Annotated in this window: 18 protein-coding genes; 9 read left to right on the forward strand and 9 right to left on the reverse strand. The window is 71.3% G+C overall.

Annotated features, from left to right (window positions below; genetic code table 11):
• The first annotated feature begins 7 nt into the window (after positions 1-7).
• Entirely contained in the window at positions 8-1,189 is a 1,182-nt protein-coding gene (locus tag K4B79_RS15095) for a serine hydrolase domain-containing protein (RefSeq protein ID WP_232027088.1), read from the forward strand.
• Positions 1,190-1,229: 40 nt separating this feature from the next.
• On the opposite strand, the gene K4B79_RS15100 is transcribed toward K4B79_RS15095, so the two are convergent.
• Together K4B79_RS15100 and K4B79_RS15105 are read right to left on the reverse strand one after the other, a co-directional pair.
• Positions 1,230-1,853 (reverse strand): SRPBCC family protein, encoded by a 624-nt coding sequence (locus tag K4B79_RS15100; RefSeq protein WP_232027089.1) that lies wholly within the window; start codon positions 1,851-1,853, stop codon positions 1,230-1,232.
• The gene (locus K4B79_RS15105; RefSeq protein ID WP_232027090.1) at positions 1,850-2,236 is read right to left on the reverse strand and encodes an ArsR/SmtB family transcription factor; all 387 of its coding nucleotides are present in this window, start codon (positions 2,234-2,236) and stop codon (positions 1,850-1,852) included. The genes K4B79_RS15100 and K4B79_RS15105 overlap by 4 nt, the downstream gene beginning before the upstream one ends.
• Before the next feature lie 118 nt (positions 2,237-2,354).
• Here K4B79_RS15105 and K4B79_RS15110 point away from each other — a divergent pair, with 118 nt between their 5' ends.
• Positions 2,355-4,466: an outer membrane protein assembly factor BamB family protein gene (locus K4B79_RS15110; protein WP_232027091.1), complete on the forward strand. Its 2,112-nt coding sequence runs from the start codon at positions 2,355-2,357 to the stop codon at positions 4,464-4,466.
• On the opposite strand, the gene K4B79_RS15115 is transcribed toward K4B79_RS15110, so the two are convergent.
• Complete coding sequence (locus tag K4B79_RS15115) at positions 4,450-4,857, reverse strand: ATP-binding protein (RefSeq protein WP_232027092.1); 408 nt, start codon at positions 4,855-4,857, stop codon at positions 4,450-4,452. The two genes, K4B79_RS15110 and K4B79_RS15115, sit on opposite strands and share 17 nt — an antisense overlap.
• A gap of 74 nt (positions 4,858-4,931) precedes the next feature.
• On the opposite strand from K4B79_RS15115, the gene K4B79_RS15120 reads away from it, so the two are divergent.
• Positions 4,932-5,759 (forward strand): helix-turn-helix domain-containing protein, encoded by an 828-nt coding sequence (locus K4B79_RS15120; protein WP_232027093.1) that lies wholly within the window; start codon positions 4,932-4,934, stop codon positions 5,757-5,759.
• The gene (locus K4B79_RS15125) at positions 5,740-5,997 is read left to right on the forward strand and encodes a DUF397 domain-containing protein (protein WP_232027094.1); all 258 of its coding nucleotides are present in this window, start codon (positions 5,740-5,742) and stop codon (positions 5,995-5,997) included. Before K4B79_RS15120 ends, K4B79_RS15125 begins: the two co-directional genes overlap by 20 nt.
• Here K4B79_RS15125 and K4B79_RS15130 read toward each other — a convergent pair.
• The gene (locus K4B79_RS15130; RefSeq protein ID WP_232027095.1) at positions 5,981-7,150 is read right to left on the reverse strand and encodes a steroid 3-ketoacyl-CoA thiolase; all 1,170 of its coding nucleotides are present in this window, start codon (positions 7,148-7,150) and stop codon (positions 5,981-5,983) included. The two genes, K4B79_RS15125 and K4B79_RS15130, sit on opposite strands and share 17 nt — an antisense overlap.
• Positions 7,151-7,357: 207 nt before the next feature.
• Here K4B79_RS15130 and K4B79_RS15135 point away from each other — a divergent pair, with 207 nt between their 5' ends.
• Positions 7,358-8,593, forward strand: coding sequence for a cytochrome P450 (locus tag K4B79_RS15135; protein WP_232027096.1), 1,236 nt, complete (start codon positions 7,358-7,360; stop codon positions 8,591-8,593).
• Between the two features lie 90 nt (positions 8,594-8,683).
• Here the strand turns inward: K4B79_RS15135 and K4B79_RS15140 are convergent, their stop codons facing one another.
• Positions 8,684-10,141, reverse strand: coding sequence for a glycosyltransferase family 39 protein (locus K4B79_RS15140; protein ID WP_232027097.1), 1,458 nt, complete (start codon positions 10,139-10,141; stop codon positions 8,684-8,686).
• A 64-nt stretch (positions 10,142-10,205) separates the two neighbouring features.
• The gene (locus tag K4B79_RS15145) at positions 10,206-12,254 is read right to left on the reverse strand and encodes a bifunctional glycosyltransferase 87/phosphatase PAP2 family protein (RefSeq protein ID WP_232027098.1); all 2,049 of its coding nucleotides are present in this window, start codon (positions 12,252-12,254) and stop codon (positions 10,206-10,208) included.
• 269 nt (positions 12,255-12,523) lie between these two features.
• Between K4B79_RS15145 and K4B79_RS15150 the strand changes: the two genes are divergently transcribed.
• The gene (locus K4B79_RS15150; protein ID WP_232027099.1) at positions 12,524-13,195 is read left to right on the forward strand and encodes an O-methyltransferase; all 672 of its coding nucleotides are present in this window, start codon (positions 12,524-12,526) and stop codon (positions 13,193-13,195) included.
• An 11-nt stretch (positions 13,196-13,206) separates the two neighbouring features.
• Here K4B79_RS15150 and K4B79_RS15155 read toward each other — a convergent pair whose 3' ends face one another.
• A complete protein-coding gene (locus tag K4B79_RS15155) occupies positions 13,207-13,599 on the reverse strand; it encodes a hypothetical protein (RefSeq protein ID WP_232027100.1) in 393 nt (130 codons plus the stop codon).
• A 106-nt stretch (positions 13,600-13,705) separates the two neighbouring features.
• Between K4B79_RS15155 and K4B79_RS15160 the strand changes: the two genes are divergently transcribed.
• Positions 13,706-14,116 carry a DnaJ family domain-containing protein gene (locus tag K4B79_RS15160; RefSeq protein ID WP_232027101.1) on the forward strand — a complete coding sequence of 137 codons (411 nt, stop codon included), beginning with the start codon at positions 13,706-13,708 and terminating at the stop codon, positions 14,114-14,116.
• Positions 14,117-14,146: 30 nt separating this feature from the next.
• Here the strand turns inward: K4B79_RS15160 and K4B79_RS15165 are convergent, their stop codons facing one another.
• Positions 14,147-14,809, reverse strand: a complete 663-nt coding sequence (locus K4B79_RS15165) for a hypothetical protein (RefSeq protein WP_232027102.1) — start codon at positions 14,807-14,809, stop codon at positions 14,147-14,149.
• 5 nt (positions 14,810-14,814) lie between these two features.
• Positions 14,815-15,543: a hypothetical protein gene (locus tag K4B79_RS15170; protein ID WP_232027103.1), complete on the reverse strand. Its 729-nt coding sequence runs from the start codon at positions 15,541-15,543 to the stop codon at positions 14,815-14,817.
• 195 nt (positions 15,544-15,738) lie between these two features.
• On the opposite strand from K4B79_RS15170, the gene K4B79_RS15175 reads away from it, so the two are divergent.
• Complete coding sequence (locus K4B79_RS15175) at positions 15,739-16,353, forward strand: dihydrofolate reductase family protein (protein WP_232027104.1); 615 nt, start codon at positions 15,739-15,741, stop codon at positions 16,351-16,353.
• A gap of 22 nt (positions 16,354-16,375) precedes the next feature.
• Positions 16,376-16,870 (forward strand): GNAT family N-acetyltransferase, encoded by a 495-nt coding sequence (locus tag K4B79_RS15180; RefSeq protein WP_232027105.1) that lies wholly within the window; start codon positions 16,376-16,378, stop codon positions 16,868-16,870.
• The last annotated feature ends 28 nt before the right edge of the window (positions 16,871-16,898 follow it).

The following is a 16,898-nucleotide window of genomic DNA, read 5'->3' on the forward strand; positions in this document are numbered from 1 at the left end:
CGCTCACATGGCATCCCCAACATCCCTTTATCTCTCCTATCTCTCCCGGCGCTCCCTGATCCACAGGGCCGCCGCCGTCACGGCTCTCGGCTTGGGAGTCGGCGGTACGGCGACCAGGGCATCGGCAGCCGAGCGCACCGCCGGCCCTCTCCTCGACACCCGCGCCTTACAGTCCGCGATCTCCGACCTCTCCCACCCGCACGCCATCTCCGCCCAACTGCACGCCTTCCACGGGCAGGAGAGCTGGTACGGCACCGCCGGGGTCGCCGATCTCGCCGGCGGCCGTGCACCGCGCCCCGGTGACCGGTTCCGCGCGGGGAGTGTCACCAAGGCGTTCGTGGCGACCGCGGTTCTCCAGTTGTGGGTGGAGGGGCGGGTGGAGCTCGGTGCGCCGCTCGCTCGGTATCTGCCGGGGCTGCTGCCCGGCGACTTCGGCCGCCGGATCACCGTCGCCCACCTGCTCCACCACACCAGCGGGTTGCCCGATCACCAGGGCATCCCGGACACCAGCACGCCGGAGGGCGTCCTGCGGCACCGCTTCGACCGGTGGACGCCGAGGGAGTGGGTGCGGACGGCGACGCACGGACCGTTGAAGTTCCGGCCGGGCACGAAGCAGGAGTACCGGGGCATCAACTACGTCCTGCTCGCCCTGCTCGCCGAGGAGGTGACGGGGCGGCCGTACCGCGAGGTGATCGCCGAGCGGATCCTGCGGCCGCTCGGTCTGGCCCGGACGCTGACTCCGGGGCAGGACCCCCGGCTGCACGGGCCGCATGTGCACGGCTATCTGCGGATGACCGACGGATCCCTGGAGGACATCACCGTCTACAACACCTCCGGCAGCCGGGGCGAAGGAGACCTGGTCTCCACCGTCGACGACCTCGTCCGTTTCCAACAGGCCCTGTTCAGCGGCGAGCTGCTGCCACCCGAGGCCATGGACAAGCTCTGCTCCCTGCCCCCGGGCGACGTCCGCATGCTCGACGGCGGGCCCGCCCGCTACGGCATGGGCCTCCAGACTGTCACGGTCAACGGCGTGACGTTCTGGGGGAAGACCGGCGAGGTGTACGGCTACCGCACCCGCGCCTTCGCCACACGTGACCGACGGCTCGGCTTCGTCCTGTCGTACACCCCGACCCCGTTGACCACACCCGAGCAGATGGTCGCCCGGGTCGCGACCGCGCTCACCTCGTGACACTCAGGCAGAACGTCATGACACTCAGGCAGTACGAACCTCAGCCCGTCGTGTAGAACTTCGTCGTCGCGGCGACCTGGGCGGCGACCTCGTCGGCCGGATCGCCCGCGGCGAGGGACGCCTCGCCCCAGGCACGGGCGCTGCGCTCCGCCCCCTCCCTGGCCTCGGGGCTGCCCTCCCAGGTCTTCGCGTCGATGTCCTCGCCCCGCAGATGCCGGTCGAGCGACACCAGGCCGAGGTCCCAGCCGACACCGGTCGCGCCCGCCCCGAACTGCCCCCAGAACTCCGGCGGTACGACGGCCACGTGCTCCAGCTCGAACAGGGTCCGCTCCTCGCCGTCCGGCGCGAGCCGCAGCTCGACCTCGCTGAAGCCGGGGTCGGGGCCGTACAGCCAGCTCACCCGCAGCAGCGTGGGGGCCTCGCAGGCGAGGATCTCGCCCCCGGCGTTCCCCTCCAACTGGTACCGGCCGCCGAGCTTGAGCTCGCCGCTGACCGGCAGGAACCAGCGGCCGATCCGCTCGGGCGAGGTCACCGCGTCCCACACGTCGGCGACCTCGGCGTCGTAGGTGCGCCGCATCAGCAGCGAGCGGGCCTGTCCCGACGCGACCTGGCGAGTGCCGGTCTCCCGGTGCATACGGTTGATCTCGTCGACGATGTCACTCATTCCCGCTCACTTCCCTTGTCACTTCCCTTGTCACTTTCCTTGTCGCGTTCCTGGCTCAGCCTGCGCTGCCGCTTGCCCCGCGCGAGTTCCGTCCCGAGCGCGTCGAGCCGCTGCTCCCAGAAACCGCGGAACCGCTCCAGCCAGGCGTCCACCTCCCGCAGCGGCTCGGCCTCGACGGCGTAGAGCCGCCGGGTCCCCTCCGCCCGCACGGACGCGAACCCGCTCTCCCGCAGCACCCGCAGATGCTGCGACACGGCCGGCTGCGAGATCCCGAACTCCTCCCGGACGACAGCGGTTATGTCACCCGAGGCCCGCTCACCGGAGGCGAGCAGCTCCAGGATCCGGCGCCTGACCGGATCCCCCAGTACGTCGAAGGCGTGCACAGGGCGACTATGACACCCCTCACTTATATAAGGCAAGCCTTAAACAGTCCTCAACAACCAGGGGCTGTCCCGGCACATATCAGGCGGATACGCTCCTTCTCGACAGGGGGATTTCGAAGTGCAGGCGTTGCGTGAGAGCGATCCTCGGCGGATCGGGCCCTACACGGTCCTGGGCAGGCTCGGCGCCGGGCGGCTGGGCGAGGTGTATCTCGCCGAGTCGCCCCGCGGCGGCCTTGCGCCGGCCGTGAAGGTGGTACGCGCCGAGTACGCCAGGGACCCGACCTTCCGGGCACGGTTCCGCCAGGGTGTGCGGGCCGTGTGGGGTGTCGGCGGGCCGGGGACACACACCGCGCGAGTCCTGGACGCGGACACCGAGGCCGAACGGCCGTGGATCGCCACGGAGTTCGTGGCCGGGCCGAACCTGCGTGACGCCGTCCTCCGCCACGGCCCGCTGCCCGAGTACGCGGTGCGGCTGCTGGCCGCCACGGTGGGCGAGGCCCTGGCCGCGCTCCACGCCGGAGGGCTGGTGCACGGGAACCTGAAGCCGTCCAACATCCTGCTGGCGGCCGACGGACCCCAGATCATCGACGTCGGTATTGACGTCGGCATAGCCATCGGCACCGGCCGAGTCGGCCCGCCCGGCGATGTGTTCGCCCTGGGCACGGTCCTCGCGTACGCCGCCGGCGGCACGGACACGGTGGCCCTCGACCGCCACGTCAACCTGTCCGGCGTACCGGAGCGCATCCGGTGGCTGGTCGAGCCCTGCCTGCGGGAGGACCCGGACACGCGCCCCACCCCCGCGGAGGTGGTCGCGGCGACCGGGCACACCCCGGCGTCGCTCCGAGCGAGCCTGCGTCCGGGCTGGTTCACCCCCGGTACCGCCACCGGCATCGGCCCCGTCGAGCAGGGCGAGCGACAGCTCCCCGACCGCGACACCGAGGCCGAGGGCTGGACCGGCCGGGTCGAGTACCTGGTCTCGCCGAGGTTCACGGACGAGCCCACGCCCGTACCCTCCGCACCCGCCGCCCCCTCCCGGCGCCGCCTACTACTGGGCCTCGGGGCCGGGGCGCTGGTCGCCGTCGGGGCCGGAACGGGCGGCTGGCTGTGGCTGCGCGACCGGGACGGCGAGGGCGGCGAGGGTGGGGCCCCCGACCAGGCCATCGACGGCAGCGCCCCACCCCGCCCCGCCCCCGTGGCGCCGCCGGAGCGCGCCGTGGTGGCCTGGACCTACGACACGGGCGGTGTCGCGGCGGGTCCGGGCGTCGCGCTCTCGCTCCACGGCGACGTCGTCTACGCCGGAGGCCTGGACGGGGCCCTGCACGCCGTGTCCGTGGGCGGCGCCGGTACCGAGCTGTGGAGGACGGAGCTGGGAGGGGTGGTCGGAACGCCCGTCGTCCTGACCGACGGCATCCGCTGCCTGGCCCGGTCCGGCCGCCGACTCTGCGCGGTGGATCCACGGGGGCGCCTGCGCTGGGAGCGCGCGTTCGACAAGGAGGCGAAGGAAACGAAGGGGGCGAAGGAGTCGTACGATCCCGTGCCCGTGCAGGCCGGCGACCTGGTACTGGTGTCGACCGACGCCCACTCCGACTCGGTCTCGGGCTCCGTCCGCGCCTACCGGCCCGACGGGACCTTGGCCTGGCACGCCCGGACACCGTATCCGCTGACCGGTCGGCCCATGGTGGCGGACGGCGTGGTGTACGTGAGCACCCGCAGGTCGCTGACCGCCGTGAGCGCCTACGACGGTCAGCGGCTGTGGACGTCCCACGTGGACGCTCCGGTCGGTCACCCCGCGCTGGTCGACGGGACCCTCGTCGCCGGGACCTCCGGCACCTACTCCGTGCTCGGGTTCAGCGCGGAGGGCAGGGGCCTGCTGTGGGGCGCCACGCACACCGGGCTGGGGGACGCCAACCCGTTCGTCGCCTTCAAGGGCCTGGCCGTCACCACGGCCGAGGGGGCGCTCGTGGCTCTCGACCCGGACGACGGCTCCACCGCCTGGGAGTTCCGGGGCTCCGGCGACCCCGAGGAGTACAGCGCCCCGACGGTGAACGACAACCTCGTCCACGCGATCCTCGGCCGGACGCTGTACCTGCTGGAACCCGACGGCAGACGCGCCCGCGTCCTGACCTTCCCCGACCTGCCGCTCTCACCCGCCGCGCAGCCCGTGGTCGGCGCCCGCTACGTGTACGTGACCACCGAGAGGGGCATCGCAGCGGTCAACATGACGGCCTGACGGCGGCCGCGCACTCGAACCACACCGTCTTCCCACCGCCCGGCCTGGGACCCACCCCCCACTTGTCCACCACCGCCTCCAGCAGCAGAAGCCCGCGCCCACCCTCGCCGTCCGGCGCGAACTCCCCCGACGGGTACGGCGGTTCGGGCGAGCCGTCCGCCACCTCCACTCGCACCCCGGCCCCCAACCGCAGCACCACCAGCGCGCATCTGCGGTCCGGGACATGCCGTACGACATTGGCCACCAGCTCCGTCACGCCCAGTTCCACGGCGTCGGACAGCTCCGGCAGCTCCCACTCGTCCAGCAGCGACCGGACGATACGGCGGATGTGGCGGGCCGAGTGCGCGCCCGCCGTGAGGGTCAGGCGGTACTGGGGAATGTATGCGTTCACGAGACGAGCGTGACCTCGCATGACTACCGTGGGCTACACGTCGAATACAACCCGTTCTGGAGTGAGGGCCGTTCGTGACGCACATCAACGTCCTTGACCCGGGCGCCTCGCCGCTCGACTACTACGGCTACGAGTTGCGGAGGTTGCGGGAAGCCGCCGGCCTGACGCAGAAGCAGCTCGGGGACATCCTCAACTACACGGGGTCGCTGGTCGGCCAGATCGAGACGGCCCGGAAGGTCCCGACGCCGGAGTTCAGCGAGCGGGCGGATGCGGCGCTGGGGTCGGACGGGTTGCTGTCCCGACTGGTGGAGCTGGTGTTGCGGAGCCAACTTCCGGCGTGGTTCAGGCAGGTGGCGGAGCTGGAGGCACGGGCGACCGAGATCTGTACGTTCCAGTCGCACATGATCCACGGTCTCCTACAGACCGACGCGTACGTTCGTGGCGTACTCGGCGCACTGGACCAGACAGACCTGGACGACCGCACCGCGGTGCGGCTTGCCCGTCAGCGCATCTTCGAGAAGGCCGCGCCACCGGTGTGCTGGCTGGTCATCAGCGAGGCGGCACTCTGCCAGGAGATCGGCGACAAGGAAACCATGCGGGGCCAACTGACCCACTTGTTGGCCTTCGAGGGCAATCCTCGGATCAACATCCAAGTACTGCCGTTCTCCGCGGGGGCTCACGCCGGGCTGCAAGGCTCATTCACCCTCTTCCGCTTCGCCGGCGACCCACCCATCGTCTACACGGAGGGGTACGGCAGCGGACATCCGACCGCGAACCCGGACACTGTCGGGGACTGTTCGCTCCGTTACGATCATCTTCGGGCCGCCGCTCTATCCCTCAAGGACTCGGCGGAGTTGATCCGACGCGTGATGGAGGACCGTTATGGAGAGCAACTGGCGTAAGTCCAGCTACAGCGGCGACCAGGGCGGCGAATGCGTCGAATGCGCGCCCCTCGGCGCCCTGGCCTGGCGCAAGTCGCGATACAGCGGCGACCAAGGGGGCGACTGCGTGGAAGTCGCCGAAACCCCTTGCACCACCGTCGCCATCCGCGACTCGAAGACCCCGGCGGGGCCGATCCTCACCCTCGACCCCGCCAGCTTCACCACCTTCGTGAACTGGGCCTCTACAACCGCTGAATGATCGTGCCGGTGGCCAAGCCGCCGCCCGCGCACATGGTGATCAGCGCGAACTCCTTGTCCACGCGCTCCAGTTCATGAAGTGCCGTCGTGATGAGCCGGGCCCCGGTGGCTCCCACCGGGTGCCCGAGTGCGATGGCGCCGCCGTTGACGTTGACCTTCTCCAGGTCCTGCTCGAAGACCTGGGCCCAGCTCAGCACCACGGACGCGAAGGCCTCGTTGATCTCGACGAGGTCGATGTCCTTCAGGGACATCCCCGCCTTCCCCAGCACCGCCCGCGTCGCGTCGATCGGGCCGTCGAGGTGGAAGTGCGGGTCGGCGCCGACGAGCGCCTGGGCGACGATCCGCGCCCGGGGCCGTAGCTTCAGCGCGCGGGCCATCCGCTTGGACGCCCACATGATCGCGGCGGAACCGTCGCTGATCTGGGACGAGTTGCCCGCCGTATGGATGGCCGTGGGCATGATGGGCTTGAGTCGGGCCAGCGCCTCCATGGACGTGTCGCGCAGGCCCTCGTCGTGGTCGACCAGGCGCCACATGCCCTGTCCGGCCCGCTGTTCGTCCTCGGTGGTCGGCACCTGGACGGCGAAGGTCTCTTTCTTGAACCGCTCCTCCGCCCAGGCGACGGCGGCCCGTTCCTGGGAGATCAGCCCCAGTGAGTCGACGTTCTCGCGTGTGAGTCCCCGGTGCCGGGCGATCCGTTCCGCCGCCTCGAACTGATTGGGCAGGTCGACGTTCCACTCGTCGGGGAACGGCTTGCCCGGCCCGTGCTTCGAACCGGAGCCCAGCGGCACCCGGGACATCGACTCGACACCGCAGGAGATCCCGATGTCGATCACGCCCGCGGCGACCATGTTGGCGACCATGTGCGAGGCCTGCTGGGAGGAACCGCACTGCGCGTCGACGGTCGTCGCGGCGGTCTCGTAGGGCAGGCCGACCGTCAGCCAGGCGGTGCGGGCGGGGTTCATGGACTGCTCGCCGGCGTGGGTGACCGTGCCGCCGACGATCTGTTCGACGCAGTCGGCGGGGATGCCGGTGCGGCCGAGGAGTTCACGGTAGGTCTCGCCCAGGAGATAGGCGGGATGCAGATTGGCGAGCGCGCCGCCGCGCCTGCCGATGGGGGTACGTACGGCTTCGACGATCACGGGTTCGGCGGCCATGGGTGCGGGTCCTCTCCTCCGAACGGATCCCTTCGAACTAGTACGTGTTCTAGTTCTGTTTGCAGTCTGGTGACCAGGGCCCCACAACCGCAAGGGTCGTGCAGGCAATTCGACGGGCCGCACCTCTTGCTACTTCTAGAACCCGTTACTACCTTCACCGCAGCTCTGTTCCTGATGGATCGTCAGAAAAGCTGGAGTGAGTCGCCCATGCCGTGTCCAGCTCTCCCCGAGGGGTTCGACTTCACCGATCCCGATCTGCTGCAACACCACGTGCCGCTGGCGGAGCTCGCCGAGGTGCGCCGGGCCGAACCGGTGTGCTGGATCCCCCAGCCGTCCAACCTCGCCGGTTTCGAGGACGAGGGGTACTGGGCGGTCACCCGGCACGCCGACGTCAAGTACGTCTCCACCCACCCGGAGCTCTTCTCGTCGTACCTCAACACGGCGATCATCCGCTTCAACGAGCACATCGAGCGGGACGCCATCGACGCGCAGCGGCTGATCCTGCTCAACATGGACCCGCCGGAGCACACCCGGGTCCGCCAGATCGTGCAGCGGGTGTTCACCCCGAGGGCCATCCGCGCCCTGGAGGACAACCTCCGCTCGCGCGCCCTCGCCATCGCCGCGAACGCCCGCGCCCGCACCGGCTCCTTCGACTTCGTCGCCGAGGTCGCCTGCGAACTGCCCCTCCAGGCCATCGCCGAGCTGATCGGCATCCCGCAGGACGACCGGGCCAAGATCTTCGACTGGTCCAACAAGATGATCTCCTACGACGATCCCGAGTACGCGATCACCGAGGAGGTCGGCGCGGAGTCCGCCACCGAACTCATCGCCTACGCCATGAACATGGCCGCCGACCGCAAGCAGTGCCCCGCCAAGGACATCGTGACGACCCTGGTCTCCGCCGAGGACGAGGGCAATCTCGCCTCGGACGAGTTCGGGTTCTTCGTGCTGATGCTGGCCGTCGCCGGCAACGAGACCACGCGCAACGCCATCACCCACGGCATGCACGCGTTCCTCACCGAGCCGGGGCAGTGGGAGCTGTACAAGAGGGAGCGGCCGGTCACCGCCGCCGAGGAGATCGTGCGGTGGGCCACGCCGGTCAACTCCTTCCAGCGGACCGCCACGCAGGACACGGAACTGGGGGGCAAGAAGATCAAGAAGGGGGATCGGGTCGGGCTGTTCTACGCCGCGGCGAATCATGATCCCGAGGTCTTCGAGAATCCGGACACGTTCGACATTCTGCGGGATCCCAATCCTCACCTCGGGTTTGGTGGTGGGGGGCCGCACTACTGTCTGGGCAAGTCGCTGGCTGTGCTGGAGATCGACCTGATCTTCAATGCGGTGGCCGACGCGATGCCTGATCTGAGGGCGGTGGGAGATCCTCGGCGGTTGCGGTCCGCCTGGATCAACGGGGTGAAGGAGCTTCGGGTTCAGGCGGGGTGAGGTTGTTCGTCGGCTGCGGCTGCGTGGGGGCTGGTCGCGCCTGCGCGGCGGAGCCGCAAATCGACACAGCCCCGCGCCCCTGAGGTGGGATCAGCAGCCGCCTGGTTTTGCGTACACCACTATTTGCGCGCCGCGTTCCTGGGTTCGGCCGCACTCCTCGAAGTACCGCTTCAGCAGCTGGCGTTTGACCTCCTCCTGCGGGAAGGGGTCGAGCGGCTGGCCCTCGGGATCCATGAGGGCGATGATGCGGTCCGCTCCCAGAACGCGGCGGCGGATCTCGGGCGGCGGGAATTCCGTGCCCTGGAGGGTGCGGGAGGCCGTCGGGGACTTGGCCAGGGCCAGGTCGTCCAGGCGGTCGTACACCTTGGGGTAGGAGAGCAGCCATTCGCGGCGGCGGGAGGGCATGAAGAGGACGCCGTCGCCCGGGTGGGCCGTGCGCTGGACGGTGTGGGCGATCGCCACCACGTCGTCCTTGCGGCTCTCCGGTGAGCGGACCAGGAGGGACCACGGCACGAGGACGGCGACCGCCGCCGCGATCGAGAGGCACGCCCAGAGCCTGCGGGTGGTCAGAGCCCGGGACAGGACCGCTCCGGCCGGGAGGGCCAGGCCCGCCATGGTGTAGAGGACGTAGCGGTCGACGTACCAGGGCTTGACCAGCGAGATCAGCATGAGCAGGCCGGTCGGGGCGATCAGCAGCGGGAGTGCCAGGCGGGTCAGGGCGCCCGCGCCCGCACCCGCCTTGGACGTGCCGGAGCCCATGAGGAGCCGACACAACAGCGCCCCCGCGGCCGCCACCGCCAGGAACTGGAGCCACATGCTCAGGCTCGGGCGGCCGAGCCAGCCCAGCTGGGCCTCCGCCTGCCCGGCGCTCACCACGGCCAGCGGTGCCACGCCCGCCGTCACGCAGGCCGCGGCGATCGTCCAGCTCCGCCACACCGGGCGGGGAGCCTTCGACCACCACAGCGTCAGGCCGTGCGCCACGAGGGCGAGGGCGGCGAACTCGTGGAGCCAGCAGGCGAGTCCGAGGGTGAGGGCGTACGCCGTCCACCAGCGCGGGCGGCGGGTGTCGGTGCCGGTGGCGCGGACGAAGAAGTACGTCGACCAGGTCACCCCGGCGGTGACGAGCGCGTAGGAGCGGCCCTCCTGGGCGTACATCTGCGTGATGGGGAGGAGGGCGAAGATCAGGCCGGCGAGGGTGCCGGTGCGGGGCCCGGCGAGGCGGGCGCCGATCGCGCCGACCGCGGCCGCCGCCAGGACGGTGGCCACCACGGAAGGCAGGCGCAGGGCGGTGAGGCCGCCGTCCCAGAGGCCGAACACGGCGTGCATGAGGAGGTAGTACAGGCCGTGCACGGCGTCGATGTGGTGCAGCAGGCCCCAGATGTCGCCGAGGGAGCGGTGGGCGACCTGGTAGGTGACGGACTCGTCGCGCCACATGCTGTCCTGCCGGCCGATGCCCCACAGGCCGAGGGCCAGCGCGGTGGCGGCCGGGACGGCGGCAGGGAGCAGTGCCCGTGCCGTCCGGACACCCTCGAAGTTCGCTCTGCTCACCAAGTCCCCGTCGTCCCCGTAGTGCCCGTCGCCCCCGTAACTGCCTGTCGTCCCCGTCGTCGGCTCAGTGCCCCGCCGAGGGTGCCGTGCCGGCGCGCGCGTCCTCGGCGTCCGGCAGCGGGTCCTTCGTGAGGGCGTTGGCGGTGGAGACGCGCGGGCCCATCAGCAGGTAGGTGAGGCCGAAGCCCGCGCCGACCACGGCGGCGCCGCCGACCGCGTCGAGGACCCAGTGGTTGGCGGTCGCGACGATCGCCGAGACGGTGAACAGGGGGTGCAGCAGCCCGAGGGCCTTCATCCACCACTTGGGCGCCAGGACCGCGATCACGATGCCGCACCACAGGGACCAGCCGAAGTGCAGGGAGGGCATCGCCGCGTACTGGTTGGTGACCTCGGTCATCACGCCGTAGTCCGGCTTGGAGAAGTCCTGGACGCCGTGCACGGTGTCGATGAAGCCCAGGCCCGGCATCAGACGCGGCGGCGCGAGCGGGTACAGCCAGAAGCCGAGCAGGCCGAGGATGGTGGCGAGGCCCAGCGCGGAGCGGGCCCAGCGGTAGTCCGTCGGGCGGCGGACGTAGAGCACGGCGAGGATCGTGAGCGGGACGACGAAGTGGAAGGAGGCGTAGTAGAAGTCGAAGAAGCTCCGCAGCCAGTCGATCTTCACGACGGCGTGGTTGGCCCAGTGCTCGATGTCGATGGACAGCCACTTCTCGATCGAGTGGATCTCGCGCCCGTGGTGCTCGGCGGTGGCCCGGTCGGCGGTGACCGCGATCCGGACCTGGCCGTAGGCGGCGTAGACGACACGGATGAGCAGCAGTTCGAGGAGCAGGTTCGGGCGGGTCAGCGCCCGGCGCAGGAACGGCAGGAGCGGGACGTGTCTGAAGCGGGAGGGGACCGGGGTCGCGTACTCGGTCGGGATCGGCGAGCGGTAGTACTCCGAGGTGCGGGACAGGAAGGGGACAAAGGTGGCGGCGGCCAGGGCGGCCAGCAGCACCACGTTGTCCCGCAGGGTGTAGAGCGCGGCGGTGTTCGGCAGCATCATCTTCGCGGGCAGCGTCATCACCAGGACGACGGCCACCGGCCACAGCACCCGGTCGGCGGCCCGCTTGCCCACCCGGCCGACGACGGCGAGCAGCACCCACAGCAGCTGGTGCTGCCAGGTGGTGGGCGAGACGGCGATCGCGGCGCAGCCGGTGAGGGCGACGGCGAGCAGGAGCTGTCCGTCGCGGGCGTAGCGCACGGCGCGGCGCAGGCCGAGGAAGGCGACGGCCGCGCCGAGCAGCAGGAAGAGGGCGATCTCCAGCGGGCCGGACAGGCCGAGCCGGAGCAGGGCGCCGTGCAGGGACTGGTTGGCGAGGTCGTCGGCCTTGCCGCCCAGGCCGGTGCCGGCCATGTGGTGCACCCAGTACGTGTACGAGTCGTGGGCCATCGCGGCCCAGGCGATCGCGGTGCACGCGAGGAAGGTGAGCCCCGTGGCCAGGGCGGCCTTGCGGCGGCCGGTGAACCACAGCAGCGGGGCGAAGAGCAGCACGGTGGGCTGGAGGGCCGCCGCGAAGCCGATGAGCAGGCCGCTGGCCCGCTGGCCGCGCACGGCGAAGCAGCCGAGGAGCACCAGCAGGACCGGGATGATGCTGGTCTGGCCGAGATGGAGCGTGTTGCGCACCGGCAGCGACAGCATCAGCAGGCTGATCGCGACCGGCGCGGCGAGCAGCGAGGTCCGCCTGCTCACCGGCTGGGGCAGCGCGCGGGCGGCGACCAGGCCGAGGCCGACGACCAGCAGCAGCGTGCCGAAGGTCCAGCCCCAGCCGAGGGCCTGCTCGGCGGTGCGGGTCAGGGGCTTCAGGACCAGTCCGGCGAACGGCGTTCCGGTGAAGCGCGTCGAGTCGTAGAGCGAACCGTTGACGTGCAGGACGCCGTTCTGGCCGACCCAGGTCTCCAGGTCCGTCAGCCGCTCACCCCGGGGTGTACCGAGGACGACGGCCACCTGCCGGACCGCGAGCAGGGTCGCGATCAGCCACAGGCCGAGCCGTGCGGCGCGCAGGCGTGCCTGGGTCGTGCCGACGGCCGTCGCTCCGAAAGCTTCCGCCGGTCGTCCGCTGTGCTCCGCATTCGCCACGCCTCGCAGGCCTCCCGCCCCGTCCGTCCCACGCGCCTCATGCGCCGGTGTCCCATGCGAACCCTATGAGGCTCGCACCGCCCCCGGAGAGGGGGACGCAGGCAACCCCGGATTCACCTGACGTCCGTTCTCCTTTTGTCCGGATGACGATAGTGCGCGAATGGTTCGGTTGCCTCCACGGGACGCGACGTGGATCACATCCCGCTCGACTATATTCGTTAGTGCAGCTAGTTAGCGTTTCTAAACAATCTCCCGAAGGGTGCAGGAAGATGAGCGAATCCCGGCTCTGGGACGACGTCGACGACTACTTCACCACCCAGCTCGCACCCCAGGACGACGTCCTGGACGCGGCCCTGCGGGACAGTGAGGCCGCCGGGCTGCCGCCGATCGCGGTCACGGCGCCGCAGGGCAAGCTGCTCCAGCTGCTGGCCGAGATCCAGGGGGCCCGGAACATCCTGGAACTGGGCACGCTCGGCGGGTACAGCACCATCTGGCTGGCCCGCGCGCTGCCCGCCGACGGCCGCTTGGTCTCGCTGGAATACGACTCCCGGCACGCGGAGGTGGCCACCCGCAACATCGCGCGGGCCGGCCTGGAGAAGCTGGTCGAGGTGCGGGTGGGCCCGGCGCTGGAGTCGCTGCCCAAGCTGGCCGACGAGAACCCGGCCCCCTTCGACCTGGTGTTCATCGACGCCGACAAGGCCAACAACCCGCACTACGTGGAGTGGGCGCTCAAGCTCACCCGCGAGGGCAGTCTGATCATCGTCGACAACGTCGTCCGGGGCGGCCGCGTCGCCGACGCCACCAGCACCGCCCCGGACGTCCGGGGCACCCGCACCGCCATCGAACTCATCGGCAGCCACCCGAGGTTGAGCGGCACCGCGGTCCAGACGGTGGGCGGCAAGGGCTACGACGGGTTCGCCCTGGCGCGGGTGCTGGCGTGACCAGCTGAGGTTTACGCCTCGTGGTAGAAGCCGACGTTGACGCTGCGCGGGGCGGTGCGGTCGTGGATGACGATCTCGCCGCTCCCGCCCCGGGGCAGCGCCACGGTGCCGCCGTAGGCCAGGGGCTGGGCGTACTCGCCGACCGTGAGGCGGACCTCGGAGGACGGGTCGGGCTGGGAGCCCTGGAGCCAGGTCACCTGCCAGGTGCCCTCGGGGCCGCAGAGGAACTCCAGGTGGACGCGGGAGACGAACAGCCAGTCGTCGGGCGTCGCCAGCCGGCACACGGACCTGTCGCGGCCGACCCGCAGCAGGGCACCCGGCTCGCTGGGCGCGTCGGCCATGAGCATGCCGGCCGTGGCACCCTCCTCCGCCGCGGAGACGGCGGCCATGGTGAGTTCGAGCACGTGGCGCTCCTTCTGAAGTGTGCTCGTGGAGCACGGTCCTGACAGTCCTTGTACAGCCGCCGCATGATAAATCGCCCGGCCCCGGCACGTCCGGCACAATGGGCTCATGACCGAGCGAAAGCCACCCGGAGTTCCGTTCGAGTCCTGGGTCGACAAGCAGATCCGCGATGCCGAGAGCCGCGGTGAGTTCGCCCAACTCCCCGGCGCGGGCAAGCCGTTGCCCGACGGTGACGACACGACGTACGACGAACTGTGGTGGATCAAGCGGAAGATGGCCCGCGAGGGCCTCTCCGTCCTGCCGCCGACCCTCGCCCTGCGCAAGGAGGCCGAGGACACCCTCGCGGCGGCCCTGGAGGCACCCACCGAGCGGATCGTCCGCAAGCTGATCGAGGACGTCAACGTCAAGATCCGCGAGGTCATGTTCAAGCCGCCGCCCGGCCCCCCGCTGGGGATGAAGCCGTACGACGTCGAAGAGGTCGTAGGCCGGTGGCGGGAGGGCCGGGCGGCGGCCGAGTAGCTGGTACGGGCTGTTTTAGAGGTACGGGTTTCAGAGGCGCAGCAGCCGGTCCGTGAGCTCGCGGTAGTCGCGCAGGGCCAGCCGGAGCTGTTCGGTGTCGGAGCTGCTCGCGGGCTTGCCGTCGCCGGCCTCCGCGGCCTGCCAGGACCTGCGCAGGGTGCGGCGGCGCTGGGTGACCGCCTCGGTGAAGCGGGCGGCGGCTTCCTCCAGCACGTGGTCGGCCTCCTCCACGGCGTGCTTCGGGCCGTCCACGAAGTCGGCCACGGCGTGCTGGAGCCGGGCCGAGAGCTTGTCGGACTCCTCGTGCGGGAGGAGCCGGGTGCCGTGGGCGCCCCGGTTCTCCTCGGAGCCGTGGCTCTGCTCCGAGCCGGTGACCAGCGGTGCCGCGTCGCCGGAGGTCCCGGAGGGGCCGTGGCTGCCCGGGGTGCCCGGCCGGTCGGGGGTGCTGTCGCGGCCCGGGCCCTCGGCGGGTGCGCCGCCCAGGTTGCCCGGCACCTCACGGCCACCGCGCCCTGTGGTGCCGGTGTCCGCGCCGGTCCTGCCGGTCTCCGGCACCGACTCGCGGCGTGCCGCGGTCGGCGGGTCCACCGCCGGGTCGTGGCCCGGGGGTGTCGCGGGGACCGCGGACCTGCCCCTGTTCCGTCCGTCGCGCGGGGCGCCCTCGGCGTCCGGGCCGGTCGTCGCGTCCGTCATGTCGCTCAACTCCCCTTCGCATGGCGCCTGGTGATTCCCCACGGCAGGTGGGCGCGGCCGTTGTCACGGGTGCGCGTCCGGTCGCCGCCGGTCCTTTCGGTGGTCTCGGCCGACTCGCGGGACTCCGCCCCGCGCTCCCGGCCGTGGCCACGGTCGTCCCGGTGCCGGGACGGGCCCACGAGCTCCTCGAACAGGGCCCGGGCCTCCACCATGGCCTCGCGCAGTTCCTCGGTTCCGGCCCGGCCGTCGCCGTCCTGGCCCGCGCCCGGCGCGCCCGCCCGGGCGACCTGGTGCACGCGCCGGTAGCCGTGCACGTGGTGCGCGTGGTGCACGGACAGCGCCGAGAGCTGCTCCTCGTACCGGCCGCCGTCGGGGAAGCCCCGGGCGCCGGCCAGCTCGGCGAGCAGCCGGTCCGCCTCGGCCACGGCCTCGCGCGGCGAGTCGACGAAGCGCTCCTGCGCGGCGGTCCAGCGGGCCTCGTACTGCTCGCGCTGCGCGGGCTCCAGGGGCCGTTCGCGCAGCGATCCGTGCCGCTCCACGCGCTCGGCGAGCTCGTGCTCGGCGGCCTTGGTGTCCCCGTCGTGCCGGGCCACGGCACGGTCGTACTCGGGCCCGAACCGCCGCTTCAGGCCGGGGCCGCCGGGGCCGCGCCGGGCACGCAGCATGAGGACGGCCGCGATGAGGACGACGGCCGCCACGATCACGATCAGAGCGATGATCACGCCTGTGGACATGAGTGCCTTCCGGGTTCTGTACCCAACCGGCTTTCCGTACGGGCCGGTTCTCCGACCGGGTAGCCCGCGCGCCGGTCCTCAAACGGTCTCCGCATTCGTGGCGAGGGCGTGTCGATCCGGGACGGACCCGATCGACGCAGGGGTGAGGAAGCCCCGAGGGGCATCGAGCACACCATCGCTGACCTGGAGGTCGTCATGAGTGAGGTCGTAGCACAGCTGTCCGTTTCGCTGGACGGGTACATGGCAGGTCCGGACTCCGGCCGCGAGCACCCGCTGGGCATCGGCGGGGAGCGGCTGCACCGGTGGGTGTTCGGGCTGCGGTCCTGGCGCGCGGAGCAGGGGCTGCCGGGCGGGAAGAGCGGTCCGGTGGACGAGCTGATGGCCGCCTGGGTCTCCCGGCTCGGCGCCGTGGTCATGGGGCACGGCATGTACATCACCGGCGAGACCCCGTGGGGCGAGAACCCGCCCTTCCACATGCCGGTCCACGTCGTGACCCACCATCCCCGCGAGACCCTGGTGAAGGAGGGCGGCACCAGTTTCCGCTTCGTCACCGAGGGCCCGGAACAGGCGCTCGCCCTGGCCCGGGAGGCGGCCGGGGACAAGGACGTGTCCCTCGCGGGCGGGGCCGACCTGGTGCAGCAGTTCATCCGGGCGGGATGGCTGGACGAGCTGTGGCTGCACATCGTCCCCGTGCTCCTCGGCGGCGGCCGGCGGCTCCTGGACGAGGTCGCGGACGAGCTCGTCGAGTGGCGCAAGACCGAGGTGCTGGACACGCCCGAGGCGACCCATATTCGGTTGCGCACGACGTAGAGCCGCTTCCGACAATGTGCCCATGAGCACCTGGACCGTCGCCCCGGAACCCTACGACTCCCCCGTGGCCGCCGCGCTCTGGCGGGCGTACTACACGGAGGTCAGCGACCGCTACTACCTGCTGCACGAAGGGCGCCGGACCGACCCGGACGAGCTGGAACGGGAGATCGCCGCCCAAACCGGTGCCGAACTCACCCCACCCCGCGGGCAGCTGCTGGTCGGCCGCTACGGCGGCGAACCTGCGGGCACGGCCGGCGTACGGCTCCTGCCGGACGGGCGCGCCGAGCTCACCCGGGTCTTCGTGCGGGAGGAGACGCGCGGCCGGGGCGGCGCCGCGCTCCTCGTCCGGGCCGCCGAGGACGCCGCCCGCGCCCTCGGGGCCACCACCCTGATCCTCGACACCCGCGCCGACCTGGCCGAGGCCCGCGCCCTGTACGCCCGCCTCGGCTACGAGGAGACCCCGCCCCACAACGCACAGCTCTACGCCGACCACTGGTTCCGCAAGCATCTGGGGTGAAGCGGGGGCGGGGGCCTCGGGCGAGCGG

The organism is Streptomyces lincolnensis (genome assembly GCF_021173675.1).
Classification (GTDB): Bacteria; Actinomycetota; Actinomycetes; order Streptomycetales; family Streptomycetaceae; genus Streptomyces; species Streptomyces lincolnensis_B.

Coding starts and splice junctions, on each gene's coding strand:
- K4B79_RS15100 (WP_232027089.1), bottom strand. CDS start 1,853: ATGAGTGACATCGTCGACGAGATCAACCGTATGCACCGGGAGACCGGC.
- K4B79_RS15125 (WP_232027094.1), top strand. CDS start 5,740: ATGGAGAGCAACTGGCGTAAGTCCAGCTACAGCGGCGACCAGGGCGGC.
- K4B79_RS15165 (WP_232027102.1), bottom strand. CDS start 14,809: ATGACGGACGCGACGACCGGCCCGGACGCCGAGGGCGCCCCGCGCGAC.
- K4B79_RS15160 (WP_232027101.1), top strand. CDS start 13,706: ATGACCGAGCGAAAGCCACCCGGAGTTCCGTTCGAGTCCTGGGTCGAC.
- K4B79_RS15130 (WP_232027095.1), bottom strand. CDS start 7,150: ATGGCCGCCGAACCCGTGATCGTCGAAGCCGTACGTACCCCCATCGGC.
- K4B79_RS15095 (WP_232027088.1), top strand. CDS start 8: ATGGCATCCCCAACATCCCTTTATCTCTCCTATCTCTCCCGGCGCTCC.
- K4B79_RS15180 (WP_232027105.1), top strand. CDS start 16,376: ATGAGCACCTGGACCGTCGCCCCGGAACCCTACGACTCCCCCGTGGCC.
- K4B79_RS15135 (WP_232027096.1), top strand. CDS start 7,358: ATGCCGTGTCCAGCTCTCCCCGAGGGGTTCGACTTCACCGATCCCGAT.
- K4B79_RS15170 (WP_232027103.1), bottom strand. CDS start 15,543: ATGTCCACAGGCGTGATCATCGCTCTGATCGTGATCGTGGCGGCCGTC.
- K4B79_RS15175 (WP_232027104.1), top strand. CDS start 15,739: ATGAGTGAGGTCGTAGCACAGCTGTCCGTTTCGCTGGACGGGTACATG.
- K4B79_RS15150 (WP_232027099.1), top strand. CDS start 12,524: ATGAGCGAATCCCGGCTCTGGGACGACGTCGACGACTACTTCACCACC.